Below are 24,992 nucleotides of genomic sequence, written 5' to 3' on the forward strand. Positions count from 1 at the left end.
GGTGGCGGGCGCGTTCACGAGACGTCGATCCTCGTGGTGGTGTCGGTCAGGCGGGGACGGGGGTTGCGCCGCTGCGTAATTGGTGACGCAGGGAGGGGACGTCGTCGACATCGACCGCGGTGCCGCTGACTGCCGAGAGTTGCGCGGCATCGACGGTGAGCATCACTCGGTAGGCGGAAGGGAAGTCGGTGTCCATGGCCGTGCCGGTGAGGATGCAGCGGACGAAGTGCTGAATCTCGGCCACGAACGCTTCGGCATACCCCGTACCCACGCCGCCGCCCGGCATGGCAGCAACATCGGTGAAGTAGGGATGCTGCGGTCCGGTGAAGACGCGGCGCGGACCGTCCAGTGTGCCGGTGCCGCCCGTGTAAACGTGGAACTCGCCTCCCGCGATGGAGTCGAATCGCGCGTGTCCCGTGGCGCCGTGTACCTCGATGCCGAGGGAGTTCGGCAAACCAGCAGCGATGCGGTTGACGTGGATCTGTCCGACGGCCCCGTTGTCGAGTTCGACGGTGAGCAAGGCGATGTCGTCGGTGTCGACGACGGCGGTCTCACCGTCGGTGCCCGGGACCGGTCGTTCGGTGATTGCAGTGCGCAGCGTGCTCGACAGGACTCGTCGGATGGGCCCGGCCACATACTGCACCGCGTCGATGGCATGGGTTCCAATGTCGATCAACGCACCGGCTCCGGCGGTGTCCTTGGCGAAGCGCCAGCTGAACGGTGCGTCGGGCAATGCCGCGTAATCGGCGTTGTACCACGCTGTGAAGCTGCGAACGGCGCCGATGCGGCCTTCGCCGACGAGGTCGTGGACGGCCGCGAGGCCGGGCAGGCGGCGGAAGGAGAAGCCTACGCCGGTGACCGCCACTGATGCGGTGGCGAGAGCGACGAGCTCCTCTGCTTCTTCGGATCCGGTGCCGATCGGCTTCTCGGCGAACACGTGCTTACCCGATCGAAGTACCGCAGGCAGTATTCGGGTGTGGAGGTTGTTCGGGAGTGCGAGACTGATTGCGTCGATGGTGGGGTCGGCGAGGACGGAGTCCAGGTCGTCGGTGACGGCGCCGTAGCCATAGCGCGCTGCGGTTTTTCGTGCGAGGTCGAGGTTCGGGTCGACGACGACGGCGAGGTCGATCGTCACTTCGTCGAGCCCGGCCGCCATAGAGACGTTTCGAAAGCCGAAGGCGTGTGCTTGGCCTGCGGCACCGGCTCCGACGAGGGCGACTCGGAGGTGGTGTGGAGATTTCATGGTGGTTCTCTTTCCTGCCGCGGTACCACTGAGTACGGCTTAAGTCGGTGACGGGACCGCTCATGGGCGAGATGCGGATGTGTTGCGGGAGGGAGTGTTTGCTGCGCCGCAGAGAACCTGTCGGTGTTCGTTACGAGCGCAGTGCGATGCAGCGTGTGTAACCGGTGCGGACGATCAACCCGGCGTCCGTCAGCGCATCGATGGCGATGCGCAATGTTCGCCGGTCGACTCGAAGGTGACCGGCCAGAGAGGTACTCGATGGAAGCTCGCAACCCGGCCCGAGGGTGCCGTCGTCGATTGCCGTACGGATCTGGGTTTCGATCTGGTGGTAGATCGGAGCTCCTGTGCAGGTACGGATTTCGAGGTGACGGTGGAACCAACCCGTCGAGTCGGTCGGGGAACGTGATGGCTGCAGAGTGTCGATCATCTAACTCGTCGAAGCCGTTTGTGTCAGCGGGTGCCGGCGGCGGCGTAGTCGGCCACCGCGTCGATGTTGGACTCGTCGATGAACGCCGGTCCGGTCAGTACCGCCTCGCCGCCGCCGATGGTGTTGCCGTTGTTGAGGTAGAGCCACAGCGAATCGACTGCGAGGTAACCCTGCAGGAATGGCTGCTGATCGTTAGCCCATACGACGTCGCCGTTTCTGATTTCCTTCACCGTTTCGGCGTCGATTCCGAACGTGACGATCTTGGCGTCGACACCGGTAGCGGCCTTCGACTGGACGGCGACGTGTCCGATCGACGAGTCGAGGGTGGCGATGGTGTCGAAGGTCGGGTCCTGCTGAAGCTTGGCCGTCAGGAGCGCCTCGACGGACGGCATGTCCTGGCTGTTTACATAGAACGACTCCACCACAGCGCCCGGCATCTTCTGTGCGATTCCAGCGCAGCGCGCTTCGAGTGAGACGTTGCCCTGCTCGTGAACGACGCAGAGCACCTTCTTGGCGCCGTCCTGGGCGAGGCGCTCCCCGGCCGACTGTCCGGCGATGTCTTCGTCCTGTCCGAAGTACTGTTGGACACCCATTTCCTTGTATGTACTCAGACCCGAGTTGAGTCCGACGACCGGAATGCCGGCCGCCTCGGCAGCAGCGACGGCAGGTTTCATCGCGTCAGGTTTGGCCAGCGTGACGGCGATTCCGTCCACCTTGGAGTCGATGGCCGATTGCACGAGGTTGGCTTGGTTGGGCGCCTGGGGATCCGAGGTGTAGCGCAGTTCGACGTTGTCCTTCGCTGCGGCCGCTTCGGCGCCCTTCTGCACGACGTCCCAGAACGCGTTACCGGGTACACCGTGGGTGATCATCGCGATGGTGAGCTTGGGGGTGTCGGCAGACCCCGCGGCCATCGAGCTACCAGCCGAATCCGTTGCGCCTCCGGTGCTGGAGCAGGACGTGACCAGCAGAGTCAGGGCCGCGAAGGTGCCGAGGGTCCCTCGTCGAAGGGAGTGGTTTCGAGACTTTGTCATGATGTGCCTTTCGTAGGCGGATATCGCATCGGCGGTGGATGGGTACGCAGGTGTGTCTGGCCTCGCGTGCCGTGAAATTAGGTAGGGCTGGCGTTGATCGCACAATTCCGAAGCGGTTGCGATGGAGTCGAAGCGAAGCCCCAATATTGGGCCGGAAGAAGGAACCGTAACGTTACGGTTGACGGTAGGTTGTGACGTGCGTCATGTCAAGACATGTAGCCGGAGCATCGAAGAATGATGATGAACAACTGGCGGAGTGGGCTTTTCGGTGCACAGTGGGGAAGGATGAGGCGGTGGACTCCTCTCGCGTGACGATCACCGACGTGGCGCGCGCCGCGGGCACGTCGACGACGTCGGCGTCAGTTGCGTTGCGTGGAACGCCGGGTGTGTCGGACGAAACTCGGGCGCACATCGCTGCTGTCGCAGCTCGTTTGGGCTATCGGCCCAACATCGCCGCGCGCAGGCTCCGGCAGGAGCGGTCACGGCTGCTCGGGGTGACGTTCGCGCTCGACCAGTCGTTCCATTCCGATCTGGTCACCCACCTGTATGGCGCGGTGGATGCGATCACGTATGACCTGGTGCTCAGCGCCGAGACGGCGCACCGACCCGCTGTACGCGCTGCAGAGAGTCTGCTGCAGGACCGGGTGGAGGCGCTGTTGCTGATCAGCCCGGAAATCACGGACGTGGAGTTGGCGACGATTGCCTCACGGGCAGAGCGAGTCGTGGCAATAGGATCCGAAGTAACTGTGCCAGGGGTGTATTCGGTCCGGACCGACGATCGCGCCGGGATCGGATCGGTGGTCGATCACCTCGTCGAACTCGGCCACACGGATATCGCCTACGCCGAGGCTGCGTCCGTTCCGCTCAACGCCGAACGCCGAACGGCGTACATGGAGGCGATGCGATCGCACGGGCTCGACGAGCACGTGCGAGTGCTCTCTGCGTCCAACACCGAGGCAGCCGGCGCTGAGCTCGCTGCCAGGCTCCTGATCGACCCTCGCTTGCCGACGGCGCTGATCGCGTACAACGACATGTTGGCAATCGGGTTGCTTCTGGCGCTCAAGGACGGTGGTGTTGTTGTTCCGCAGGATGTTTCGATCGTCGGGTACGACGACACCCAGTCGGCGGGATGGTCCTCGGTCGACTTGACCAGTGTGCGTCAGGACGGGGCGCAGCTGGCGCGCATCGCTGTAGAATGGGCGACCGAACCGGGCGAGCGTGACCTCGGCAATGAGCGGACGGAACTCGTGGCACCCCAGCTGATCGTGCGGTCGACCACCGCTTTGCCTCGCGCTGTCGACACCTAGCGGGTCGATTCCGCGAGATCTGGGTCCTGGTCCGATAATGTGCGCCACTGAGATTGTCGCGCAACGATTCTGAGCCAGATTTCCTCCGTGGCGTCAATGGTCAGTGGGGGAGGAGAGTGTTCGTCCGTGCCGGTGGCGAGGATGCGTCGCCCCAGCTCGTTGAGGCTGTCCTCGAGGATTCGGCGGCCGTAGTCTGCGCTTGCGTCCGCCGCGTCGTCGCCCTGGGCGAATCTGCCCAGCGGGCTCGTCGCGCGATCTGGCACTCGATCGAGGTCCACCAGATCCGGTCGTATGTACATCAACTGGGACAACTCGTAGCGGCCGGCGTGATCACCGTGATGGCGTCCGCGAACCAATTCGGGGTCGCTGACGGCCACGACCTGCACGGGGCATGTGCGGGTGAACTCCTCGGCCACCAGCCTGAGGTCGGCTTGGTTGCCGTGGTGTCCGGTCACCAGCACGAGGGTGCGAAACCCGGCGTTCGCGAACGCGCGGAGCTGGAACAACAGCATGCGCAGCAACACATCCGGAGGAACTCCGCCCAGGCGCGGATTCACCTTGCCCATGACCGCCGCGAGCCACGGCGCGTGGTATCCGGTTTCGTGGATCTGGTACCCCTGGGTCGGGGCGACGATACCGCCGTAGCGTCTCGCCGCCTGCTCGCACAGCCAGACCGCTTTGACGGTGTCCAGGCCGAATGCTGCTGCGTGTCCGTGTGGTTCGCACAACCCCAGCGGCAGATACACCACCGGCGCGGCGCTCAGGCGTGTTTCGAACTGGTGGGGCAGAAGTTCCTCCCACCGCACTGTGTCGTTCACCGTGATCACCGTCTCACTCCCAATGGGTTGCGTGGTTGAAGTTCTTGATGAAACGGTGCCGGGTACGCAGCAGCTCGACGACGTCGGCCGGGAGGTCGGGCCCGTCGACCGCTGCGATGTTCGCCCGCGCGTGTTCTGGGATGTGCATGCTCGTCAGAGCGGTCGTGATTCCCTCGGCCTGCGTGACGAACTTGAGTGCCAGCGCGGCGAGCGAGGGCGCGTGCTGCGGGACGAAGGAGCGTAACCGGTCGACCTTGTCGAGGTAGACCTCGCGGGGGATGGTCGCGTCGAAGTACCCGTCGAGGTAATGGCCGGCGGGGAAGTGCGTCGTGGCGGTGATGGCACCGGTCAGCCCGCCTTCGTCCAGAACGCACCGAGCCAGCACGGCGACGCCGTGTTGGCGGCAGAGCGGCACCAGCGCATCGAGGGCGGTGGGGTCGAAAATGTTCACGATCGTTTGCACGGAATCGATCGCACCCGTGGTGACGAGCCCGAGTGCGACGTCGGAGCGGTGATCGGGGAGCGAGACGCCGATTCCCCCGACGAGGCCGGCGTCCTTGAGCTCGACGAGTTCGTCCAACCAGTGGCCCTCGGTCCCCCAGGTCGGCCACCACAGGTGAAGCTGGAGCAGGTCGAGATGATCGACGCCGAGCTCCTTCAAGGAGCGTTCCGCGCTGGCCCGGATGTGCCCGCGGGGGAAGACGGTCTCCACGTCGACCGGGGTACCCCACCGCCGCCGCGGCCCGAGGGAGTCGACCTTCGTCGCAACAATCGGTGGGGCCCCGGACCACGCGCGAAGGGCCTTGCCGACCAATGCTTCGGAGGGGCCGTAGGCGCGGGCGGTGTCGACGAAGGTGACACCGGAGTCGAGAGCGTGATGCAGCGCGGTGATGCCCTGGGCCTCGTCGGGCGTCCCGAACCAGTGGGAGAATCCCATGGCTCCGAATCCCAACGTGCTCACCAGTTTTCCGGCCAGTTCGATTGTGGCGTACTTCATGGTTGCACCTGATGATGTCGAAGGGCGTGATGAGTTCGTTTGATAAAAGACTGATTTCGTAAGATTGTTAGCGCGCTCTACTAAAGTGAGAGTAGCACGCTCTAACAGTGGGCGTGCGGATTCGGAACAGTCGATTCGTGTCGTCGATTCAGCGGCTGCGGAGGTGATCCGAGGATCCACGGATGATCAACTGGTGAGTCAGGGTGTTCGTGCGTCCCGGCAGGGACGGCTCCTCGATGCGGCCGAGAAGAAGTTCCGCGGCCTGCGCGCCCATGTGTCGGGCCTTCGGGTCGACGGAGGTCAGGTCGACGCCCGGATAGGACGCGGCTCGGGTGTTGTCGTACCCGACGACGGCGAGGTCCTGCGGCACAGAGAGGCGCTCCCGGCGGGCGCCGATGAGCACGCCGACAGCAGTGGAGTCGTTGTAGCAGAACACCGCAGTGGGAAGGGAATTCGACCGTCGCAGACCCAGCAGTGCGCGCTGTCCGCCGTCCTCGGTCGCGTCCCCTGACACCACACGCTCGCGAAGCGAGGCTCTCTCGACCGCGGCGCTGTACCCGGCACGCCGGGCGTGATTCTGCAGAGTCGAGGGCCCCTCGACGTAGACGATGTCGCGATGTCCCTGCTTGATCAGATGGTCCGTTGCAGCGAACGCACCCGCCTCGTCCTCGCCGTGGACGGCGTCACCGAGTTCGACGAGTGGATCCTCGCCGATCATGACGGTCGGCGTGCCGGCGAGGATGGCCGACAGATCCAGGTGTTCGGGAACGTGGGTGGCCAGCAGGATTCCGTCCGGGCGCAGCCCCACCAACGTTTCGATGCCGGCGGCAAGGCTCGACTCGTCCTGAGTGCTCGTGGAGAGCAGGAGCTGATACCTCGTCGGCCCGATCACGTCCAGGACCCCGTCTGCGAAGTCGGCGTAGACCTGATTGTGTAGGTCGAAGATTGCCAGGCCGATCGAGTTCGTGGTTTTCGAGGCGAGGTTCGCGGCAAGTGCGTTGCGGCGGTAACCGAGTCTGCGGGCGGTGTCGAGTACGAGGGTGCGTTTCTCGGGAGAGACGTACCCGGTCTCTCGCATCACCAGCGACACCAGCGCCCTCGACACTCCGGCCTCGCGCGCGACGTCGACCATCGTCACCGAGCGCGCGCCGTGAACCGGACCTGCTGGCATGACAGAACCGTATCCCACAACCTGCTCGTCGTTGGCGATCGCGGGTCGGGTCACCGCACAGGCGTGCAGTCCATCAGACGGGCATGGAAGTCGGGGTTCGCCAAGCCGACCAGCGGTTGGTTACGACATCGTGAACCCCCGCACCAGATCGATACCGTGAGGTAGTTGACTCCAATGTTAGCGCGCTCTACTGTGTGGAATTAGAGCGCGCTAACGTCGCCGCCGAGAAAGAAGTTCCACATGCCCGAAAGCATCGAAAAGCCCTACGTAGAATCGGATTACGCCCCGCTCTACGACCCGTTCACCGATGACTTCCAGTCCGACCCGTTCGCGGCATACCGCCGACTGCGGCACGAGGCGCCGGTCTACTTCAACGAGAAATGGGGCTTCTATGCGTTGAGCCGATTCGACGATGTGAGGGTCGCACTCAAGGACAGTGAGTCGTATCTCAACTACGAAGGCGTCGACATCGACGACTTCGAGCAGGAACAGCGCGGCCCCGGGCTCCTTCCAGACCTCGACAATCCGCGCCACGACCAACTGCGCGCCGTCGTCCAGCGCTCGTTCATGCCCCGAAGCATCAAAGCGCTGACCGAGCAGATCAGGGCAGTGTGCAACACGCTCATCGACGGTTTCGGAGACCGACGAGAGGTCGACCTAGCCGAGAGTTTCGCGTGGCCGATCCCGTTCGAGGTCTTCTTCGACTTCCTCGGAATGCCGAAGGGTGAGATCCGGGAGAAGTTCGTACAGTGGACCCACGGCATCAAGCACCGCGAGCCCGGCTCACCGGAAATCACGCCCTTCGCCCGCGAGTCCACGCGTGAACTGCGCAACTACCTCGCCGAACTATTGCACGAGCGTCGCCGCACCCCGCGCCAGGACGTCCTGACAACAATCGTCCAAGCCGAGATCGACGGTGCACCGCTCGCGCCCGCGGATTTCGACGCCGCAGCCGAAGCCGTGGGCCTCGCGTTCGCGCTGTACATTGCCGGAATCGAAACCACCGCAGGCCAGATATCCACCCTCTTCGAGCAGCTCGCCCTGCACCCCGACCAGCAACAGGCCCTTCACGACGACCCCGCTCTGATCCCGAGAGCGGTGGAAGAGTCCCTGCGCTACCGCAGCATCTTCCAAGTGACAGCTCGCACCACGGTACGGCCGGTCGACGTCGACGGTGTCGAAATCCCTGCCGGTAGAAGAGTTTTCCTCATTCTCGGCTCGGCGAACGTCGACGAGACGAAGTTCGACAACCCCGAGCAGTTCGACATCCACCGCACCCCTGCGCCCCATCTCGCGTTCGGCGAGGGGCTTCACGGGTGCCTCGGAAACCCGCTGGCCCGACTCGAGGCGACCGTGGCGTTGCAGCAACTGGCCTCGCGCACCGGCATCTTCACGCTCTCCGGTGAGCCGCGCCGGTACGTCACCACACCGAACGCCTATGTCCTCGATCGAGTCCCCGTCACCTTCGACTGACCGCCAGAAAGCTGCGCTTCTCATGACCGACCAACTGAGCACCTCCCACAGCTCGACCGCCACACTCGAAGAGGACGACCGAGAGATCCGAGCAACGGTGATCGAACGCGTCGTTGCCGCAGACGATGTCATCCTGCTGACCCTCGCCGCGTCGGACGGCGCACCGCTCCCGCCGTGGCGACCCGGCGCACACATCGACATTCATCTCGGCAACGGGCTGGTCCGTCAGTACTCCCTGTGCGGTGATCCCGACGACCGAACCACCTTCACCATCGGTGTGCTGAACGCACCTGCCGGCCGCGGCGGTTCCTCCTACATCCACCAATCGGTCCACGTCGGTGACGAGGTCACGATCGCCGGACCGCGAAACCATTTCGAAATCGAGCCCGCAGGCCGCTATCTGTTCATCGCCGGCGGAATCGGCATCACTCCCATCGCGGCGATGATCGGCGAAGCCATAAGATCGGGAACCCCCTGGGCCCTCGTCTACGGAGGCCGCACCGAACAGTCCATGGCGCTACGCGAAGAACTTGTTGCACTCGGAGATTCGGTGACATTGTGGCCGCAGGACACGTCCGGCCTCATCGACCTCTCCCGTGTCCTCGGATCGCCGGAACCCGGCACCGCGATCTACGCATGTGGCCCCGAACCGCTCCTCGGTGCCATCGAGACGATCTGCAAGGCCACGTGGAACGCGGGGGCGTTGCATCTGGAACGGTTCACACCCAAGGCCATCGACGATTCGGCCGACACCGCGTTCGAGCTCGAACTTGCGCAAAGCGGGCGGCGTATCACGGTCCCGGCCGGCGGCACCGCCCTGGCGGCACTTGCCGAAGCAGGGGTACACATTCTCTCGTCCTGCGGCGAGGGCACGTGCGGAACATGTGAGACTCCTGTTCTGGAAGGTGTTGTTGATCATCGTGATTCGGTCCTGACTACCGAAGAGCAAGACTGCAACGACTGCATGATGGTCTGTGTGTCGAGGGCGAAAGGGCCGTTGCTCGTACTCGATGTCTGAGCACTCCAAAGAGGTTCGACGGGCAGTTGTGTCAGTTTGACGTCCGGCTCGATGTGGAGCGGATAACAAGACGCGGCCGTAGGACGGCGGATAGCGCGTCGGTGCGACCCTGATCCAGGCGTTCCATTGCGGCGTCGATTGCTTTGAGGGCCTTCTCGCGCGGCTTCTGGCTGACCGATGTGCGAGGTTAGCGAGGACGCTGTCGTCGTAGCCTCCTCGGCCGCGCGTACTCCGGAGTTTTCGGTGAAATCGCCGTCGATCACCTGGACGTGGGCGTCGAGATTGTCTCAGTGCATCGCCCCGATGTATCCGGTTAGCCGATCGGCAGCACTGGGATTGGACCCCCGGTCAGATGCACGATGCGTCGGTGCCCGAGCTGTACCAGGCGATCGACAATCGCGCACATGCCGCGAAGAAGTCCGCCGGGGTCTGAGCGGCAGAGGACCGAGCGCAGAAGGATGCGCGATAATGAACGCAGGTAACGCCTTCCAGATCGTGGCGGCCGCTGTTCAAGTCTCCTGCAGAGATCGCCGCCGAAACCGCAGGGTTGGCGACAGATTTTCCGAACCTCACCTGCGTTCGTTCGAGGGGGCCGACTGCTGCGCGTTGTTCGCCGCGGTGGGGCTCCCGGGGATGCTTCCCCCGGATCGCGTTGTCGTGGGGTCGAACTCGAATACTTCTAGTTGGAATCCCACGGGTCGGTGACTCGATACCTCCTCGAGCTCGCGACCGAGTGCGCTGTGCAACTCATCGACAATCCGCTGCACGGTAGGAGCGTCTTTCCCTCCGGCGATTTTGACACGGACGTGAACGTACCCGGTGTCGCCGCCCGCGATGTCGTCGGCGATCCGGTACCGGTCGATGGCGGACGCATACGTCCGAATGCCCCAATGGGGAAACACGCCCAACTTCTGTGCTGCCGAATGCAGAGTGTCGACGAGGGAGTTCACGTCGAGGGAGTCGGCCAGATTGCCGGTGTACTCGATGGCCACGTGGGGCATTGCAGAGAACCTCGTTCCGAGATCGGGTCATGCCGTGGTGTCGCTGGTCATTGTCATTGCACAGACCCGGTTCTGACAATGCGAAGTAGTTGGCACAAACCATGTCGACAACGCATGAAGACTGCATCGAAAGTGAACGTGGCGCGATTGCATCTCGCCTGGTGAAACGGTCGGGAACGAAAAGGTTCCCAATTGTCAACCCGAATGTGACCGACGTAACGTCGTGAGCGACCAGCTTGTGTAATCGAAAGGCATTCAGATGCAACTACATTCGACGCTCGACGATGTCGATCTCACCACCGTCGATCCGCTGTTCTCCCCACTTCGGCTCAACACGACATCAGTTCGCAATCGCTTCTACCTGCCTGCCATGCAACGAGGCTCGCGTGGATACAAGCCGACCGCCGGAATGGCCGAGACGCTACGAAAGACCGCCGAGCAGGGGCCGGGAATCATCATCACGGAGGGCGCCGCCCCGGAACATCCCGCAGGCTACTGGCAGCCCGCGTTCAGCATCCTGGGACGTAACACAGCCGATGAATGGGGCCACGTGGTCCGAGAGGTCCTCTCGACCGGCGACGTCGTTCTCTTGATGCAGCTCTGGCACCCCGGGGCGCTACGGCTCGTGGTGGACGGCATCGAGAATCCGTATCCTGACCATCCGGCTTTCAGTCCGTCGGGCTTGATCCAGGACGGGCGAACCAACGGGGTCGCGATGACGACGCAGGACTTGCAGGACACCAAGAACGCATACGTGGACAGTGCCCTCGTGGCACAGAGCCTCGGCGCGCACGGAATCGAATTGCATTGCGCGCACGGCTACCTTTTGGATCTGTTCTTGTGGCACGAGACCAATGTTCGTACAGACGAATACGGTGGTGGGACCCTCGCCGAGCGAGCGGCGTACCCGGCGGAGATCATCGAGGCGATTCGCGCGGCGACCGGCCCGGATTTCATCATCTCCGTCCGATTCTCGCAGTGGAAGGAGGTGGACTACGGTGCTCGAATTGCGCAGACCCCGGACGATCTCGGCCCGTTCCTGGAGCGGATGGAAGGCGCCGGAGCGAACGTCTTTCACGTATCGGCGCGACGCTTCGAAGCACCAGGGTGGCCCGACTTGGACCAGCGGAGGAGTGTGGCGGCGTGGGCCAAGAGCATGACCGACCTGCCGGTTATCACCATCGGCAGCGTGGGGCTCTCGACCGACTTGGCAAGCGATGTCTTCGACAACAAGGATCCACTTCTTCAGGTCGAGGAAGATATCTTGCGAGTGCGGGCCGGCCTCGACGCGGGGGACTTCGACATGATCGGCGTCGGTCGCGCGCAAATCTCGAACCCGGACTTCGTCGATCGGGTACGCCGAGGTGACTTCGGTGGAATGCGCGACTTTCGGAAGTACCGTGACCTTGCCGAGGCGTACGAAAGCTACTCACACGAGGGGCAACTAGTCGATCAATCGCGAAAAATCGACTAGACCGTCGGTCCCTGGCGCCGGGAACTGCACGAGTTGAACGGAAACTGGTCACGACGGCGCTGCCGCCGAGATAGCGTGCCCCGCGAGTGCTGTTCGTGGAACAGGAATCGATTGAGGGAAGTGGGTTGCTTCGTGGAGGCTGAGGGCGCTTCCGACAGTACGTCTGCAGTGAATCTCATCATGGACGACATCACCCATATTCTTCGCGGAGTCGACTCTGCGGGGGACTCGGACGAGTTGTTCAGACACTTGGCCTCTCTGTTGACCGAGTTCGACCGGGACCGTTCCGCCCCAGTAGTCGGGGTGGTCGGACACGTTGGAAACTATTGGCGCAATTGGGTTCTCGTCATCTCTCGTGCCGGCCCGCTGCGTCCGTCCGCAATGCGGCGTCTGCTCGACACGCTGGATCCCACGCACCCGGTGTCACAGAAGATGCTGACCCACAACCTGCGCTTGCTCGAACGCGACGGCATGCTCACGCGTACCGTCGTCGCTGACGTTCGTAGGCACGTCGAATACGCTCTGACACCGTTGGGTCGAGAACTCTCCGACCTGATCATGGCGCTCGTCGACTGGGGTTTCCGCCATTCGGACGACATCAGGCGGGCTCGTCAAGCCTTCGATGTTCACTACTGATGTGGACCTCGACGTCGGTCGCCAATCAGTGTCCGTTCGGATGCGCACCGACCTCGCTTACCATTCTGTCGGGTCGCCCATATCCAACGGCAACGATGTCAGTCGAGCATCATCGGGTCCGTCCACCGCAGAGGAGTGGTTAGTCGATGGCCGACATCGGTCGCACCACCTTGATTCTCGATGCGATTGCCGAGAGTCGCGGTTCGTTGTCTCTCAGCGAGCTTGCGGCTCGTACCGGGCTGCCGAGATCGACGGTCCATCGCATCGCTCAATCGCTCGAACGCGAGCTGTTCTTGGTCAGAGTTCCGCAACGGCACGGGTACGCGCTGGGTCCGGGCCTGCTGAAGTTCGGAATGAACGCGCACCTGAGGTTGTTGTCCAGCAATCGAACTCAGCTAGCGCAGCTGGCCCGCACGATGAACGAGAATGTCGAACTCGCCGTCTTCAGCGGACGTGAGGTGGTCGTGGTGGATCAACTTGCGTCGCCGGAGCGTTTGCGAGGCGTATCCAAGGTAGGCAAGAGCTTCTCTCTGCACGCGAGTTGCATCGGCATGGCACTGTTGGCGCATCTTCCCGATCGACAGGTTCTCGGCCTCGTCCAGCAGCCTCTGCGGCGTTTCACCGAGAACACCGTGTGTGACACGACCACTCTGCTGGAACGGCTCGATCGAATCAGGCACTCTCACATCGCCGTGGACAACCAAGAGCACGATCTCGGAATCAGCGCCATGGCAACAGGTTTCGTCGGTCCGACCGGGGCGCTGCAAGCCGTCAGTATCGTGATGCCTACCGCCCGTTTCGCGGACAAGCGGTCTGCGGCACTCGAGGAGTTGCAGGTGATCAATCCTGCCGTCGACCGGTCGTCAGTCTCGTTCTAAGGAGTTGCCGACACGCTGCGGTCGTCGGTCTGGGCGTCGTACGCATCGTCACCGCGCCGTCGGGCGGAGCGATCCGTCAGATACAGGCCGGCGACGGCGAGAAGGCAGAACAATGCGGCGGCGCCGAAGACCGAGAACATTCCGTGCGCTCCGCCCACCGCGATGGCACTTCCGCCGAGTACGGGTCCGAGAAATGCACCGACAAACGACGTGCTGTTCGACCATCCGAGGGCCGTGGCACGTACCGGAAGCGGGAAATGGTCGGCGGTGGTCGTGTGCACCAAGTTCATGGTGGAATGTCCGCCGATTCCCATCATCGCCACACACACGACGGTGGTACCGACACTCAGCGGAAGCGCGAGCATGCCGAGCAGACCGAGAAGTGTGCAGGACGCGGTGGCGACCGACACCAGGGCCGAGCCTCGCTTGTCGGCCAGCCATGCGGTGAGGAACGAGCCGAGGACTGCTGCGCCGGTGAGGGTGAAGGCGAAGAGCAGTGCGGCGCGAAGCGAGTAACCGAGGTCGAGCATGCCTCGAGTCAGCCATACGTTGAGGCCCTGCCACGCAACCATGTTCATGATTGCGCAAGCTGCGATGACGATCGTGGCCACAAGACCTCGCCCGACGAACAACATCCGCAATTTCTGCTTCGTCGACCACAGCCGGCCCGCGATCTCCTGCGGGGTGTCGGACGAGATCGTTATCGACGCCACGGCGACCATGATGGCGAGAGCGGCCCCTGCTCCGACGAAGAACATCGGGCGCCAACCGAACGCAGGGAGGATCGGAATGGCAAGGAGTGCCGCGACGACGCCGCCGAGCGGAATGCCGGCCATGGTGATGGTGACGACCAATGAGGCACGCCGAGATGTGGAACTGTTCCGAGCGGCCGTCATGGCCGTAGTGAGCGCCCCACCCACTCCGAATCCCGTGACGAATCGCGCGATAGCCAGTATGGACGCACTCGGCGCGCAGCCCGTCAGTGCCGCTCCGAGCGCGAACACGGCAATTGCAGCCAGCAGCACGCGTTTTCGGCCGATTCGGTCCGCGCACCATGGAGCGATCACCGATCCTGATATCGCGCCGATATAGACGAGGCCGCCGACGAGTCCAGCCTGTTCGTCCGTCAAACCGAGAGTCTTGTCGTCGAGCAAGAGCGGGACGACCGAACCGTAGACGATGAGATTGAAGCCCTCGATGACGGTGACGAACATGCACAAGACGATGACTGCGGGGTTCGATCGAGTTTCTGTATCGATTTTTGGGCGGGGCGTCGTCTGGTTCATCGCAATCTCCAAATGTTCGGTGTAGGCGTTCTCGGAATCATGGGTCTCGTTCGAGCGTCGGGTAAGACACTCGTCCCGAAAAACGGGACACCGAATGTGGCGCTCACCACTATGGCGATCCGGCGGTTTGGTGTCCCGAAAACTGGGACGCATGGCGTGACTGGGGTGCGGACGACCGGCAGTCTCCAGGCATGGACACTCGCGAATCGATCTCGAACCGCATCACCGCGGACGTTCTTGTGGTCGGGTTCGGTCCGGTAGGGAAGCTGCTCTCGATTCTGCTGGGCCGTAAGGGCCACACGGTCGTGGTCGTCGACAAGAACGAAGCTGCTTATCCTCTGCCGCGTGCAGTGACTCATTGCTCGGACTTCGCTCGCATCTTGCAGTCGATCGGGCTGTCGCCGGACACGATTCCCGAGATCACCGTTCCGTACGACGACATGTACTCCTGGCGTAACGGTGACGGCGATACCCTGGTCGAGGTCGACTGGAGCGGCACCGGTGAATCTGGTTGGTACAACACCTATTTCTTTCACCAGCCCGCCCTCGAAGATGCTCTCGACTCGATCGTCGCGTCCCTCGACACCGTGCAGGTGATGCGCGGATGGGAAGCGGTGTCGTCGACGCAGACGCGCAGGGACGTCACTGTGGGTCTCGAGTCGTCGAGCGGCCCGGGCGAGGTGACAGTGATAGCCGACTGGGTCGTCGGCGCCGATGGAGCCAACAGTACGATCCGCTCGCTGACCGGAATCGAGTGGCACGACGACGGGTACTTCTTCGATTGGTTGGTCGTCGACGTCGTACTGCACGAGAACATGCACTTCCCGCACATTGCGTCTCAGAATTGCGACGTGCGCCGACCGTCAACCATGGTCCCGGGCGGTCCCGGTCGCAGACGCTGGGAGTTCATGCGCCTGCCGACTGAGACCAAGGACGAGCTCAACGCTACGGACAAAGCGTGGGAATTGCTCCAGCCCTACGGAATCAGCAAGGAGAACGCCGACCTGGAGCGACACTCGGTGTACACGTTCCAATCGAGTTGGGCGCAGGAGTGGCGCCGAGGCCGCGTGTTCCTTGCCGGCGACGCAGCACATCTGATGCCGCCCTTCGCCGGGCAGGGCCTGGGTGCGGGTGTCCGCGACGCCATGAATCTGTCGTGGAAGCTCGACGCGGTCCTGCGCGGCGTCACGGACGATCGCCTACTCGACACCTACGGCACCGAACGCCTGCATCATGCAGTCGCTTTCGTGAAGTTCTCCACCTCGCTGGGTGAAGTCATCTGCATCACCGACCACGACGAGGCCGCGCGGCGGGACAGACGAATGATCGACGAGTGGAAGGAGGGTAAGGCACCGCCGACTCCTCCTCGTCCAGGGCTGGGAAAGGGTGTTCACACCGGCGAGGCCGGCGGCTCGTTGTCTCGTCAGGGGAACGTGAGGGTCGGCGGGAAAGTGGCGAGGTTCGACGATGCATTCGGAGGGGCGGGGGCCGTGATCACCCGCTCGCCGTCGGCATTTCAAAGCATCGACGCGGGCGTTCGAGCAGCGCTGGACGATCTCGGGATCCGCATGGTTGATCTGTCGTCGACGGACGAGCGTGCCCACGCGGCCGAGGATGTCGACGGTACGTACGGCCGCTGGTTCGACGAGCTCGGTGTCGACACCGTTCTCGTCCGCCCCGATTTTCACCTGTACGGCGCGAGTTCCGGGCACGACACCGCCGATCTGATCGAGGGATTCCTGATTCGAGTGCGCTGTCACGGATCGGCGCTCACGTCGTGATCATGCGTCGCGCAGCCATCGCGGGACGAGAGGACACGTCATGCACCTGACCCGCTTCGAAGATGCGGTGCCCTACGCCCCTCCAGGTCATCACGGTGTCACCGCCGTCCGGTTGCAAGGGTTGGACGCCGGCGGCCCGGACGGGTGCGTCGTGTCCATCTCGACATATGCACCCGATTCGTTCGTCGACCTGCTGCCGACCGCGTTCGAGACGATCTACGTCGTACTGGACGGTGAATTGGTGATCTACGCGCACGGGAAAGTTGCCACGCTACGACGGGACGATTCGGTCCATCTCGACCGTGGCGAGGTCCGGTCCATACGGAACGTACAGAGCAGCAGTGCGACGTTGCTGGTCGTACTGCTCAGCGCTAAGCCCGCCGGAGGCGTGAATTGATTGCTGTGACAAACGGAACGGTCTACACGGAAGCGGAGCAAGCGTCATGAAACTAGTGGGCTTTACAGTGCCGGGGGAGAACGCCGTCCTCGTCGGCCGACTCGACGGCGACCACATTGCGCCCATCACGGACGTCAAGGCGTTCTGGGACGACCCGCTTCCGTGGGTGGCGAACGCTCGCAACGAGACCGATAGCCGTCGACACGTCGGCACGGTGGAACTGGTTCCCCCCGTCCCTGAATCGGCCCGTGTCATCTGCATCGGTTTGAACTACCGCGCCCATGCCGCCGAGGGGTCGTTCACGGTGCCGGACTACCCCACGCTGTTCGGGCGGTGGACCTCGTCACTTACCGCCGGTGGACAGTCCGCTCCGGTGCCTGCAGGTGAAGCCGGTCTGGATTGGGAAGGTGAGGTGGCCGCGTATGTCGGTGCTTCGTTGTGCGATGTCGATGCCGACACCGCTCGTGAGGCGGTGCTGGGGTACTCCACGTTCAACGATCTGACTGCGCGCAAAGCTCAGAAGCTCACCGCGCAGTGGACTTTGGGGAAGAACGGCGACCGCAGCGGACCGATGGGCCCACTGGTCACGTCGGACGAAGTCGGCGATCTTCGCGACGGACTCAGGGTGCTCACGCGGGTGAACGGCACGGTCGTGCAGGACGGCAACACGCGGGACCACATCTTCGAATTGGGTGAGGTACTGGCCTTGATCAGCCGCACCTTCACCCTCAATCCCGGGGACGTGATCGCGACGGGCACACCCGAGGGCGTCGGTTACGTCAGAAACCCGCCGTGGCTGCTGAACGCAGGTGACGTGGTCGAGGTCGAGGTCGATCGCCTGGGAACACTCGTGACTCCCATCGTCGACTCGTCGGGACGATCGACGCCGTCCGCATGATCGGCTCCCGGGATGCGCGGACGAAACTCTCCGATTCTGTCGGACTCGGTGAACACAAGATCGAAGGGACAAATGCAGTGGCCGACATGTACGAAGCGACGGAGACGGCAACCAAGCTGTTGGTGACCGCTATGGGATTGATCGATACATTCGACTCTCAGCAGCGGTCTCTAGCCGTCATCGACGCCTTCGACGACCCACGACGACTCGATTGGGACATCATTCCGAGACCCGACCGTACCGGCCTTTCGATGCACCACCTCGATCGGCACCAGAAGGTCTTGATGTGGGATCTGATCAGACTGGCAGTTCCGTTGCGCACCTTCACCAAGGTTCTGGCAATCCCGCAAATGGAGCACGTCCTTCGGGACTACGAATACGGGTTCCTCGGTCCGGCATTGGCTTCCTGGCGTAGTTCGGAATCGTATTTTCTGACCTTTTTCGGTCGCCCGGGTTTCGAGGACACGTGGACGCTCCGGTTCCTCGGGCACCACGTGTGCGTGAACCTCACGATTATCGACCAGCGGTGGATCTCTGCCACGCCTGTGGCGCTCGGGCAACAACCGACCGAGTACGACGGTGTCCTCAAACCGCTTTTCGAGGACGAAGAGACGGCCTTCGAGCTGTTGGCCTCGATGAGCGCAGACCAACTCGAATCAGCCGTGGTCCATGATGTGGCACCCGCGGACTTCGTGACTCGTCAGGTGCCGCGGATCGGTGCCCGTGAGATCCCTGATCACTACGACCTCGGAATGCCTGATTACGTCATCACCGATTCCGACCGGCACGCACTCGAATTCGTCCGCGACCGACCCTCGGGCATCTCCGGTGGCGCACTCGACGACGGTCAGCAGCACTTGTTGTGGAAGATCGTCGACTGCTATCTGGAGCGGCTTCCTGCCGAAGCCGGTGAGCGGCACCGCGCTGCACTGCGCGCGTCCGGTATCGACTCTCTGTATTTCATGTGGGCGGGCGCCCGAAAGCGGGGCGCTCCGCACTACTTTCGCGTCCACACCCCTCTTCACCTCATCGAGGCGGTGAACTCGGTCGGGCAAGGGAATCACCTTCACACGGTTCTCCGAGATTTCGACAACGACTTCGGTCGACGGACAATCGCGGAGGTAGCGGGTAAAGACGGACGATGGGGGAGAGGGCATTTGAGCTCGAGATATACCTCCAGCGACGAGCTGTAGCTGTTCGGCCTCGGCGACGCCGTTCGTGAATCAGTGCTCGAAGACGGCCAGATCCCGGTCTTTCGTCTCTCTCGACGCAAGGATGAATACCGCGCTCAGTGCGCAAAGGGCGAACATGAACGCAGCTACCAGTCCAGTGCCGCCGCCACCTGCGGCTTGCAGCGAAACCAGGATGACGGGTGTAAAGCCGGCGCCGAGCAGCGTCGCGGCTTGGTACCCGAGAGATGCTCCGGTGTAACGCGCTGCGGTGCCGAACTGTTCGGCAATGTAAGCAGCCATCGGGCCGAAGGTTGCCGACTGGCATATCGAGAATCCGAGTACGAAGGCCAGAGTCACCAGAGCAGCATTTCCCGACGAGAGCATGGACAAGATCGGCAACAGCAGTACTGCGAACCCGACGAGTCCGCTCAGCATGACTGGACGACGGCCCACTCGGTCGGACAGTCTGGCGAAGCCGAGGAGGGCGAAAATTGCGAAGAACTGGCAGATGGCGAAGCCGAGAAGAACATCCGATCTCGCAACTCCTGCCGCGGCTGCGTGCCCGATTCCGAAAGTCGTGAACATGATCTGAATCGCTACCCCCGCAGTACATCCACCGGCTACCAGTATCAGACTTCTGGGGCGCTTCAGGACACTGAACAGTGGTGGGGCGTGGGATGAAGTGTCCGCGTCGAGAGCTTCTTGGAACACCGGGCTCTCCGATACTCGTCTTCGCACGAAGAGTCCAAGCCCGACGATTACAGCAGACAGTAGGAAAGGTATGCGCCACCCCCACGAGAGGAAATCGTCTTCCGGCAGCAGTGCGACGAGCGCGAGGGCAATGGTGCCCAGCAGCGACCCCGTCGGTGCGCCGGCATTGGTGAACGCCGCAGCGAAACCTCTGTCGCGTCCGCCGACATGTTCGAGTGACATCAGAGTCGCCCCGCCCCACTCTCCACCGATAGCGACTCCTTGGCATACACGCAGTAGCACCAACATGACGGCACCCCACGAGCCAATGGCCGAGGCCGGGGGCACGAGTCCGATGAGAAACGACGCGCCGCCCATCACCGTCATGGTGATGAGAAGCATCGACTTACGGCCGTACCGATCGCCGAAGTGGCCGAACAGGATTCCGCCGAGCGGACGTGCGAGGTACCCGGCCGCGAACGTGCCCATCGATGCGATGGTGCCGGCCACGGGGGACAGGTCGGAGAAGAACACCGGCGCGAAGACAATAGCCGCGGCGGTCGCGTACAGCAGAAAGTCGTAGTACTCGACCGTGCTTCCGAGATAGCTCGACAGCACGACACGTCTGATTTCGCGTCGTCTGGAGTTGTTCGGCGGGCGCACGGACGCCGCGGTGTCCGTGCCGACGGTCTGCGGACGAAGCGGGGTCGGTTCCACAGGTGTGGTCATGATCGTTCGGTGGTCCTTGTTCGGGTGTGTCGAGTTGGTATCCGCCGGGGGCGGCCGCGGACTATCTGCGGCCCCTCCCGCCGGAGGATCGGCTTACGCCACGGTGGCGTCGATCATGTCGTAGCGGACCTCGCGGACTCGCTCCATGACGGCGGCGAGGGGTTCCGGAGCCTGTCCGGTGATCTGCTCCACGTGCCGGGTCTGCAACGCCTGAAATCCCTGCGCCAGACCGACTTCGGCGGAGACGAGCTCGTCGCTGGCCCACAGGTGACCGTCGGGGCTGGGGGGCATGGTCGGGTCGTACGTGCGCGGAATACCGACTGCATCGAAGAATGCGAGGCGTTCTTCTTCCGAGACGGGCTTGTACTCGACGGGGGAGGAGTGCACGTGCGTGGCGATAGCGGCGATCTGGTGGAAGTCGAGCAGCTCCGGGCCGGTGATCTCGTAGATGCGGCCGGCGTGCGCGCTCGGGTCTTTGAGGCACTCGGCCGCGCATCGTGCGACGTCTTCTTTCGCGACTGGAGCGAAAAAGCCGTCTCCGGTCGCTTGCGAGATGACGCCCGACGGTACGGCGGGCGCGACCAAGATGTTGCTGACGATCTCGGCGTACAGGTGGTTGCGCAGGAAGGTGTACGCGATTCCGGAGTCGCGCAGGTCGGCTTCGGTCTGAAGGTGATCGCGCGCGGAGAGCGCGGGATTGCCGGGCTGAACGCCGCCGACGGAGGTGTACACGATGTGGCCGACGTCGGCGTGCTGCGCAGCAGCGATGGCCGCGCGATGTTCGGAGACACGTCGACCGAGGTTGAGTCCACTGATGAGGAACAGGATGTCGCCGCCCGCGTATGCATCGCTCACGGCTTCGGGGTACTGGTAGTCGCTGTACCTGATCTGCACTGTGTCCGAAGCCATGTCGGCGAGCTTGTCCGGAGTGCGGGTGGTCAGGATCAGCTCTTGGTCGGGGTTGGCGGCGAGAAGCAGTCCTGTGACTCTACGACCGAGGTCGCCTGATGCTCCGCTGATGATGATTCGACTCATGCGTACTCCTTGTGGTGGCGGCCGACTGTGGCGTACCGCGTGCGCGTCCACTGTTTGTGACGTGGGCTACATACGACCACCGACTTCGCGCGAGGTCCACAGCCAAGATCGTGAGGCACGTCATACGCATTGAGCATTAGTGCAGTTGGACGGCTCAGTCCGCCTTGTCGGTGAGCTCGCCGTCAGGGCCGACCGCGGACGCGAGTGTGGTTGCTATCGACCGCAATTGGGTGACCTCGGTGCGGGTGAGCCGGTCGAACACCAATTCGCGGACACGTCCCACGTGGCCGGGGGCGGTGTCGAGAACCTTCTGCCACCCTCGATCCGTCAGGGTAGCCAGAGTGGTGCGACCGTCCTCTGGATCCGGTCGGCGTTCCACCCACCCTCGATCGGACAGTCGGTCGACAACCTTCGACAGGCGAGAGAGTGTGCTGTTTGCGATTCGTGCCAGTTCGCGCAGACGCATCGTCCGGTCGGTCGCCGTCGACAGGCTCGACAGCACGCCGTACTCGACGTGCGTGATTCCGGCGTCCTGTCGAAGCTGCGCGTCGAGAGCTCCGGGCAGCCACATGATCACCGACATCAGTGGCATCCATGCGGCCGCCTCGTTGTCGTCGAGCCAGCGAGTTCCGTCCTCGGTCACCCGATAAGCATAGCGAGATTCACTTGACACGGAAAGTTTTCAGGTCCATGCTTTTACTTGCCAGGGAAAGTAAATTGGCCCACTCGATCAGAAGGACACGAACATGACTACTGCAACAATTTTCGGCAAGGGCAACATGGGCTCGGCCATCGCGGCGATCTTCACCGCCGGCGGCGTCGACGTCCAGCAGATCGATTCCGGGTCCGGAAACACCGCGGTCGAGGGCGACATCGTCGTACTCGCGGTTCCCTACTCTGCATTCGGCGATATCGTCGCAGCCCACGGTGCGAAGTTCGCGGGCAAGATCGTGGTCGACATCAGCAATCCGATCGACTTCCAGACCTTCCGCCTAGCGGTCCCGGCCGACGGTTCCGCTGCCGGCCAGCTCGCAGAGCAGCTTCCCGACGCGTCGGTGCTCAAGGCTTTCAACACCACATTCGCGGCGACTCTCGCCAGCGGAACCGTCGGTGCGAACCCCACGACCGTGCTTGTAGCGGGCGACGATGAGGATGCCAAAGCGGTTCTTCTGCAGGCTGTGACAGATGGCGGCCTGCAGGGGATCGACGCCGGGGCGCTGTCTGCTGCACGTGAGCTCGAGGCCATCGGGTACCTACAGCTCCAGCTCGCCATCGGTGAGAAGGTTGCCTTCACGGGCGGCTTCTCGGTCACGAAGTGACTCGGGAGATGAGTTCGAGTTCCCCGGCTGGGGCCTATGACGACTTACTGGCCCGCGTCCTTCCCGACACCCAGTTGCGGCCGCAGTGGACCCCCGCCGACGGGCGGATGCCCGCGTTGTTCGTCAGTCACGGCGCTCCGCCCACCCTCGACGACCCACAGTGGCTCGACGACCTTTATCGATGGGGTCGTTCGCTACCGACGCCGAGGGCCATCGTGATCGTGTCCGCGCACTGGGAGAATGCGCCCGCTGCAGTGTCGGGCAGTGAAGCAGGAACTCCGCTGCTGTACGACTTCGGCGGTTTCCACCCGCGGTACTACACCCTGAAGTACGACACCCCGGATGCGACCGATCTCGCTCGTCGACTGACGAGCCTGCTCGGAGACACCGGCGGCGTTCACCGCTTCGCCGACCGCGGACTCGATCACGGAGCATTCATCCCGCTGATGGCGATGTACCCGGCCGCCGACGTTCCGGTCGTTCAGCTGTCGATGCCGAGCCTGACTCCGGACGCCCTTCTGCGACTCGGAGCCCGGCTGCGACCGCTGCGCGACGAAGGGATCCTGGTGATCGGATCCGGATTCATGACGCACAGTTTCGCGGTCATGCGGCAACCGGAACTCGTCGCGCACGCGCAGGCGTTCGACGAGTGGGTTGCGGACGCCGTCGCTCGCGGTGATGTCGACTCTCTGCTCGACTTCCGCCGTAAGGCGCCGGGAGTTCGGGTTGCGCATCCCACGTCCGACCACTTCGTGCCGCTCCTTCTGGCCATCGGCGCTGCCGACGATCCGCGGTCGGCCAGGACGGTAATCGACCGGTTCGTGTTCGGAAATTCGACCCGGTCGTTGCAGCTGACGTGATCCACCAGCGTCGATGTGTTCGGCGTATGGACCGAGTGAATTTCGTGTGCTTGCGGGCTCGCCCGCCACGTCACATTCTTGAGAGGCCAGACGTGATCGGGGTCACTGACCCTCCGGGATCCGTCCTTTCGTAGAAGAGAGAGTTACGACCATGACACAGCTCGCCACTCCCGAACTGTCCGATCTCGACACCATCGAGGTCTCCGACGCGGACTTGATCGCACGCGCAACAGCGCTGATCCCGCTCATTCGCGAGCACGCGGCCGAGGCGACGAAGAACCGCAAGGTCTCTCCCGAGGTCATCGACGCCATCGCCGGAGCAGGGTTGTTCCACGTGATGGTGCCCAAGCGCCTCGGCGGCCAGGGCGCGAACTTCAAGACCGCATGCGACGTGGTTGCGGAGATCGCTCGCGGCGACGGGTCCACGGGGTGGGTCACTGCGCTGACCGCGATCGCAACTGCATACGCGAGCACGTTCACCGAGCAGACCCAGCAGGACATCTTCGGTCCGAACCCCGGCGCACGAATCTGCGGCATCTTCTCCCCGGGTGACAAGAGCGAGAAGGTCGAGGGCGGGTACCTCGTGAGCGGCAAATGGCCGTACGCCTCCGGCTCGTTCGCCGCTCAGTGGGCCAGCATCACCATCACTCTGGAGGGTGGCGTCCCCGGTATGGCGCTCATTCCCGCCGAGGCTTTCACCATCGAGCCGACCTGGTACGTCGCCGGAATGCAGGGAACGGGCAGCGACACCATCGTGGTCAAGGATCACTTCCTTCCGGACTATCGGGTTCAGGCCGTCCCGGACATGTTCGCGTCGAAGTTCCGCTCCCCGTTCACCGAGGACATCATCGCGTCCATGCCGTTCAACGCGGTTGCAGCCGGCATCCTGGTTGCTCCGCAGATCGGCTTGGGTCGTCACGCACTCGAACTGACCCGCGAGAAGCTCCCCAAGAAGCCGGTCGCGTACACCGCATACGCCCAGGCCAAGGATTCGCCGACCCATCAGCTGAACGTCGCTCGCGCGGCCACCAAGCTCCATCTTGCCGAGCTCCTGATCGACTCGATCGCCTCCGAGATCGACGGTGCTGCCGAGAGGAAGACGCTGCCCAACCCCGAGGTGCTGGCGCGTATCCGGAACGACACGGGCGTCGTCGCCGAGTTGATCAACGAGGAAATCGATTACCTGTTGACGGCCAACGGCGCCGGCTCCTTCGCCGATGTCAACGTTCTCGGCCGCATCTGGCGCGACAGCGAGACCGCAGCCCGCCACGCGCTCGTCACCCCGGAGATCGGGCGCGAGGCATACGGCCGACAGCTGCTCGGAAACTACGACCCGACAATCGGTTTGTGA

24 protein-coding genes are annotated in these 24,992 nt (G+C 63.4%); 13 read left to right on the plus strand and 11 right to left on the minus strand.

The features are described 5' to 3' along the window. Positions 1-46 precede the first annotated feature (46 nt). From IEW02_RS22710 to IEW02_RS22720, 3 genes are all read right to left on the minus strand, one after another. Positions 47-1,243 carry a Gfo/Idh/MocA family protein gene (locus IEW02_RS22710; protein WP_188547271.1) on the minus strand — a complete coding sequence of 399 codons (1,197 nt, stop codon included), beginning with the start codon at positions 1,241-1,243 and terminating at the stop codon, positions 47-49. Between the two features lie 130 nt (positions 1,244-1,373). Then, positions 1,374-1,670: a GntR family transcriptional regulator gene (locus tag IEW02_RS22715; RefSeq protein ID WP_188547273.1), complete on the minus strand. Its 297-nt coding sequence runs from the start codon at positions 1,668-1,670 to the stop codon at positions 1,374-1,376. A gap of 23 nt (positions 1,671-1,693) precedes the next feature. Then, the gene (locus IEW02_RS22720; RefSeq protein WP_188547275.1) at positions 1,694-2,701 is read right to left on the minus strand and encodes a substrate-binding domain-containing protein; all 1,008 of its coding nucleotides are present in this window, start codon (positions 2,699-2,701) and stop codon (positions 1,694-1,696) included. Positions 2,702-2,994: 293 nt separating this feature from the next. Here IEW02_RS22720 and IEW02_RS22725 point away from each other — a divergent pair, with 293 nt between their 5' ends. Beyond that, positions 2,995-4,008 carry a LacI family DNA-binding transcriptional regulator gene (locus IEW02_RS22725; RefSeq protein WP_229746250.1) on the plus strand — a complete coding sequence of 338 codons (1,014 nt, stop codon included), beginning with the start codon at positions 2,995-2,997 and terminating at the stop codon, positions 4,006-4,008. On the opposite strand, the gene IEW02_RS22730 is transcribed toward IEW02_RS22725, so the two are convergent. The 3 genes from IEW02_RS22730 to IEW02_RS22740 all read right to left on the minus strand — a co-directional run bounded on the left by IEW02_RS22730 (position 4,005) and on the right by IEW02_RS22740 (position 6,994). Beyond that, positions 4,005-4,826, minus strand: coding sequence for a creatininase family protein (locus IEW02_RS22730; RefSeq protein ID WP_229746251.1), 822 nt, complete (start codon positions 4,824-4,826; stop codon positions 4,005-4,007). The two genes, IEW02_RS22725 and IEW02_RS22730, sit on opposite strands and share 4 nt — an antisense overlap. Before the next feature lie 13 nt (positions 4,827-4,839). Further along, positions 4,840-5,823 (minus strand): aldo/keto reductase, encoded by a 984-nt coding sequence (locus IEW02_RS22735; RefSeq protein ID WP_188547280.1) that lies wholly within the window; start codon positions 5,821-5,823, stop codon positions 4,840-4,842. 148 nt (positions 5,824-5,971) lie between these two features. After that, positions 5,972-6,994 carry a LacI family DNA-binding transcriptional regulator gene (locus IEW02_RS22740; protein WP_188547282.1) on the minus strand — a complete coding sequence of 341 codons (1,023 nt, stop codon included), beginning with the start codon at positions 6,992-6,994 and terminating at the stop codon, positions 5,972-5,974. Positions 6,995-7,234: 240 nt separating this feature from the next. On the opposite strand from IEW02_RS22740, the gene IEW02_RS22745 reads away from it, so the two are divergent. Continuing rightward, complete coding sequence (locus IEW02_RS22745) at positions 7,235-8,467, plus strand: cytochrome P450 (RefSeq protein WP_188547284.1); 1,233 nt, start codon at positions 7,235-7,237, stop codon at positions 8,465-8,467. 22 nt (positions 8,468-8,489) lie between these two features. Beyond that, positions 8,490-9,485: a PDR/VanB family oxidoreductase gene (locus IEW02_RS22750; protein WP_188547286.1), complete on the plus strand. Its 996-nt coding sequence runs from the start codon at positions 8,490-8,492 to the stop codon at positions 9,483-9,485. A gap of 569 nt (positions 9,486-10,054) precedes the next feature. On the opposite strand, the gene IEW02_RS22755 is transcribed toward IEW02_RS22750, so the two are convergent. Then, positions 10,055-10,486, minus strand: coding sequence for a hypothetical protein (locus IEW02_RS22755; RefSeq protein WP_188547288.1), 432 nt, complete (start codon positions 10,484-10,486; stop codon positions 10,055-10,057). 259 nt (positions 10,487-10,745) lie between these two features. On the opposite strand from IEW02_RS22755, the gene IEW02_RS22760 reads away from it, so the two are divergent. From IEW02_RS22760 to IEW02_RS22770, 3 genes are all read left to right on the plus strand, one after another. Then, positions 10,746-11,960 (plus strand): oxidoreductase, encoded by a 1,215-nt coding sequence (locus tag IEW02_RS22760; protein WP_188547290.1) that lies wholly within the window; start codon positions 10,746-10,748, stop codon positions 11,958-11,960. Positions 11,961-12,128: 168 nt separating this feature from the next. Continuing rightward, positions 12,129-12,596 carry a winged helix-turn-helix transcriptional regulator gene (locus tag IEW02_RS22765; protein WP_229746252.1) on the plus strand — a complete coding sequence of 156 codons (468 nt, stop codon included), beginning with the start codon at positions 12,129-12,131 and terminating at the stop codon, positions 12,594-12,596. Positions 12,597-12,742: 146 nt separating this feature from the next. Continuing rightward, on the plus strand, positions 12,743-13,474 hold the full coding sequence (locus tag IEW02_RS22770; RefSeq protein ID WP_188547292.1) for an IclR family transcriptional regulator: 732 nt from the start codon (positions 12,743-12,745) through the stop codon (positions 13,472-13,474). On the opposite strand, the gene IEW02_RS22775 is transcribed toward IEW02_RS22770, so the two are convergent. Beyond that, complete coding sequence (locus tag IEW02_RS22775; RefSeq protein ID WP_188547294.1) at positions 13,471-14,760, minus strand: MFS transporter; 1,290 nt, start codon at positions 14,758-14,760, stop codon at positions 13,471-13,473. The two genes, IEW02_RS22770 and IEW02_RS22775, sit on opposite strands and share 4 nt — an antisense overlap. Before the next feature lie 191 nt (positions 14,761-14,951). Between IEW02_RS22775 and mhpA the strand changes: the two genes are divergently transcribed. The 4 genes from mhpA (at position 14,952) to IEW02_RS22795 (ending at position 19,029) form a co-directional block, all read left to right on the plus strand. After that, on the plus strand, positions 14,952-16,541 hold the full coding sequence (gene mhpA, locus IEW02_RS22780) for a bifunctional 3-(3-hydroxy-phenyl)propionate/3-hydroxycinnamic acid hydroxylase MhpA (protein ID WP_188547296.1): 1,590 nt from the start codon (positions 14,952-14,954) through the stop codon (positions 16,539-16,541). Between the two features lie 40 nt (positions 16,542-16,581). After that, positions 16,582-16,938, plus strand: a complete 357-nt coding sequence (locus tag IEW02_RS22785; RefSeq protein WP_188547298.1) for a cupin domain-containing protein — start codon at positions 16,582-16,584, stop codon at positions 16,936-16,938. Between the two features lie 46 nt (positions 16,939-16,984). Then, complete coding sequence (locus IEW02_RS22790) at positions 16,985-17,836, plus strand: fumarylacetoacetate hydrolase family protein (RefSeq protein ID WP_188547300.1); 852 nt, start codon at positions 16,985-16,987, stop codon at positions 17,834-17,836. A gap of 86 nt (positions 17,837-17,922) precedes the next feature. After that, positions 17,923-19,029, plus strand: coding sequence for a DUF3500 domain-containing protein (locus IEW02_RS22795; protein WP_229746276.1), 1,107 nt, complete (start codon positions 17,923-17,925; stop codon positions 19,027-19,029). A gap of 30 nt (positions 19,030-19,059) precedes the next feature. On the opposite strand, the gene IEW02_RS22800 is transcribed toward IEW02_RS22795, so the two are convergent. From IEW02_RS22800 to IEW02_RS22810, 3 genes are all read right to left on the minus strand, one after another. Then, complete coding sequence (locus tag IEW02_RS22800) at positions 19,060-20,427, minus strand: MFS transporter (RefSeq protein WP_188547304.1); 1,368 nt, start codon at positions 20,425-20,427, stop codon at positions 19,060-19,062. Between the two features lie 93 nt (positions 20,428-20,520). After that, positions 20,521-21,462, minus strand: coding sequence for an NAD(P)H-binding protein (locus IEW02_RS22805; RefSeq protein ID WP_188547306.1), 942 nt, complete (start codon positions 21,460-21,462; stop codon positions 20,521-20,523). A gap of 154 nt (positions 21,463-21,616) precedes the next feature. Continuing rightward, a complete protein-coding gene (locus tag IEW02_RS22810) occupies positions 21,617-22,105 on the minus strand; it encodes a MarR family winged helix-turn-helix transcriptional regulator (RefSeq protein ID WP_229746253.1) in 489 nt (162 codons plus the stop codon). A 103-nt stretch (positions 22,106-22,208) separates the two neighbouring features. On the opposite strand from IEW02_RS22810, the gene IEW02_RS22815 reads away from it, so the two are divergent. The 3 genes from IEW02_RS22815 to IEW02_RS22825 all read left to right on the plus strand — a co-directional run bounded on the left by IEW02_RS22815 (position 22,209) and on the right by IEW02_RS22825 (position 24,992). Beyond that, the gene (locus IEW02_RS22815; protein ID WP_188547308.1) at positions 22,209-22,781 is read left to right on the plus strand and encodes an NADPH-dependent F420 reductase; all 573 of its coding nucleotides are present in this window, start codon (positions 22,209-22,211) and stop codon (positions 22,779-22,781) included. Between the two features lie 8 nt (positions 22,782-22,789). After that, complete coding sequence (locus tag IEW02_RS22820; RefSeq protein WP_188547310.1) at positions 22,790-23,641, plus strand: DODA-type extradiol aromatic ring-opening family dioxygenase; 852 nt, start codon at positions 22,790-22,792, stop codon at positions 23,639-23,641. A gap of 151 nt (positions 23,642-23,792) precedes the next feature. Continuing rightward, positions 23,793-24,992 (plus strand): acyl-CoA dehydrogenase family protein, encoded by a 1,200-nt coding sequence (locus IEW02_RS22825; RefSeq protein ID WP_188547312.1) that lies wholly within the window; start codon positions 23,793-23,795, stop codon positions 24,990-24,992.

Source organism: Rhodococcoides trifolii (assembly GCF_014635345.1).
In the GTDB taxonomy this organism is placed as follows: domain Bacteria; phylum Actinomycetota; class Actinomycetes; order Mycobacteriales; family Mycobacteriaceae; genus Rhodococcoides; species Rhodococcoides trifolii.

Bases quoted from the DNA above. Each gene is read 5' to 3' on its own strand.
- IEW02_RS22710 (WP_188547271.1), bottom strand. From the start codon at position 1,243: ATGAAATCTCCACACCACCTCCGAGTCGCCCTCGTCGGAGCCGGTGCC.
- IEW02_RS22715 (WP_188547273.1), bottom strand. From the start codon at position 1,670: ATGATCGACACTCTGCAGCCATCACGTTCCCCGACCGACTCGACGGGT.
- IEW02_RS22720 (WP_188547275.1), bottom strand. From the start codon at position 2,701: ATGACAAAGTCTCGAAACCACTCCCTTCGACGAGGGACCCTCGGCACC.
- IEW02_RS22735 (WP_188547280.1), bottom strand. From the start codon at position 5,823: ATGAAGTACGCCACAATCGAACTGGCCGGAAAACTGGTGAGCACGTTG.
- IEW02_RS22740 (WP_188547282.1), bottom strand. From the start codon at position 6,994: ATGCCAGCAGGTCCGGTTCACGGCGCGCGCTCGGTGACGATGGTCGAC.
- IEW02_RS22745 (WP_188547284.1), top strand. From the start codon at position 7,235: ATGCCCGAAAGCATCGAAAAGCCCTACGTAGAATCGGATTACGCCCCG.
- IEW02_RS22750 (WP_188547286.1), top strand. From the start codon at position 8,490: ATGACCGACCAACTGAGCACCTCCCACAGCTCGACCGCCACACTCGAA.
- IEW02_RS22755 (WP_188547288.1), bottom strand. From the start codon at position 10,486: ATGCCCCACGTGGCCATCGAGTACACCGGCAATCTGGCCGACTCCCTC.
- IEW02_RS22760 (WP_188547290.1), top strand. From the start codon at position 10,746: ATGCAACTACATTCGACGCTCGACGATGTCGATCTCACCACCGTCGAT.
- IEW02_RS22770 (WP_188547292.1), top strand. From the start codon at position 12,743: ATGGCCGACATCGGTCGCACCACCTTGATTCTCGATGCGATTGCCGAG.
- IEW02_RS22775 (WP_188547294.1), bottom strand. From the start codon at position 14,760: ATGAACCAGACGACGCCCCGCCCAAAAATCGATACAGAAACTCGATCG.
- mhpA (WP_188547296.1), top strand. From the start codon at position 14,952: ATGGACACTCGCGAATCGATCTCGAACCGCATCACCGCGGACGTTCTT.
- IEW02_RS22785 (WP_188547298.1), top strand. From the start codon at position 16,582: ATGCACCTGACCCGCTTCGAAGATGCGGTGCCCTACGCCCCTCCAGGT.
- IEW02_RS22790 (WP_188547300.1), top strand. From the start codon at position 16,985: ATGAAACTAGTGGGCTTTACAGTGCCGGGGGAGAACGCCGTCCTCGTC.
- IEW02_RS22795 (WP_229746276.1), top strand. From the start codon at position 17,923: ATGTACGAAGCGACGGAGACGGCAACCAAGCTGTTGGTGACCGCTATG.
- IEW02_RS22800 (WP_188547304.1), bottom strand. From the start codon at position 20,427: ATGACCACACCTGTGGAACCGACCCCGCTTCGTCCGCAGACCGTCGGC.
- IEW02_RS22805 (WP_188547306.1), bottom strand. From the start codon at position 21,462: ATGAGTCGAATCATCATCAGCGGAGCATCAGGCGACCTCGGTCGTAGA.
- IEW02_RS22815 (WP_188547308.1), top strand. From the start codon at position 22,209: ATGACTACTGCAACAATTTTCGGCAAGGGCAACATGGGCTCGGCCATC.
- IEW02_RS22820 (WP_188547310.1), top strand. From the start codon at position 22,790: ATGAGTTCGAGTTCCCCGGCTGGGGCCTATGACGACTTACTGGCCCGC.
- IEW02_RS22825 (WP_188547312.1), top strand. From the start codon at position 23,793: ATGACACAGCTCGCCACTCCCGAACTGTCCGATCTCGACACCATCGAG.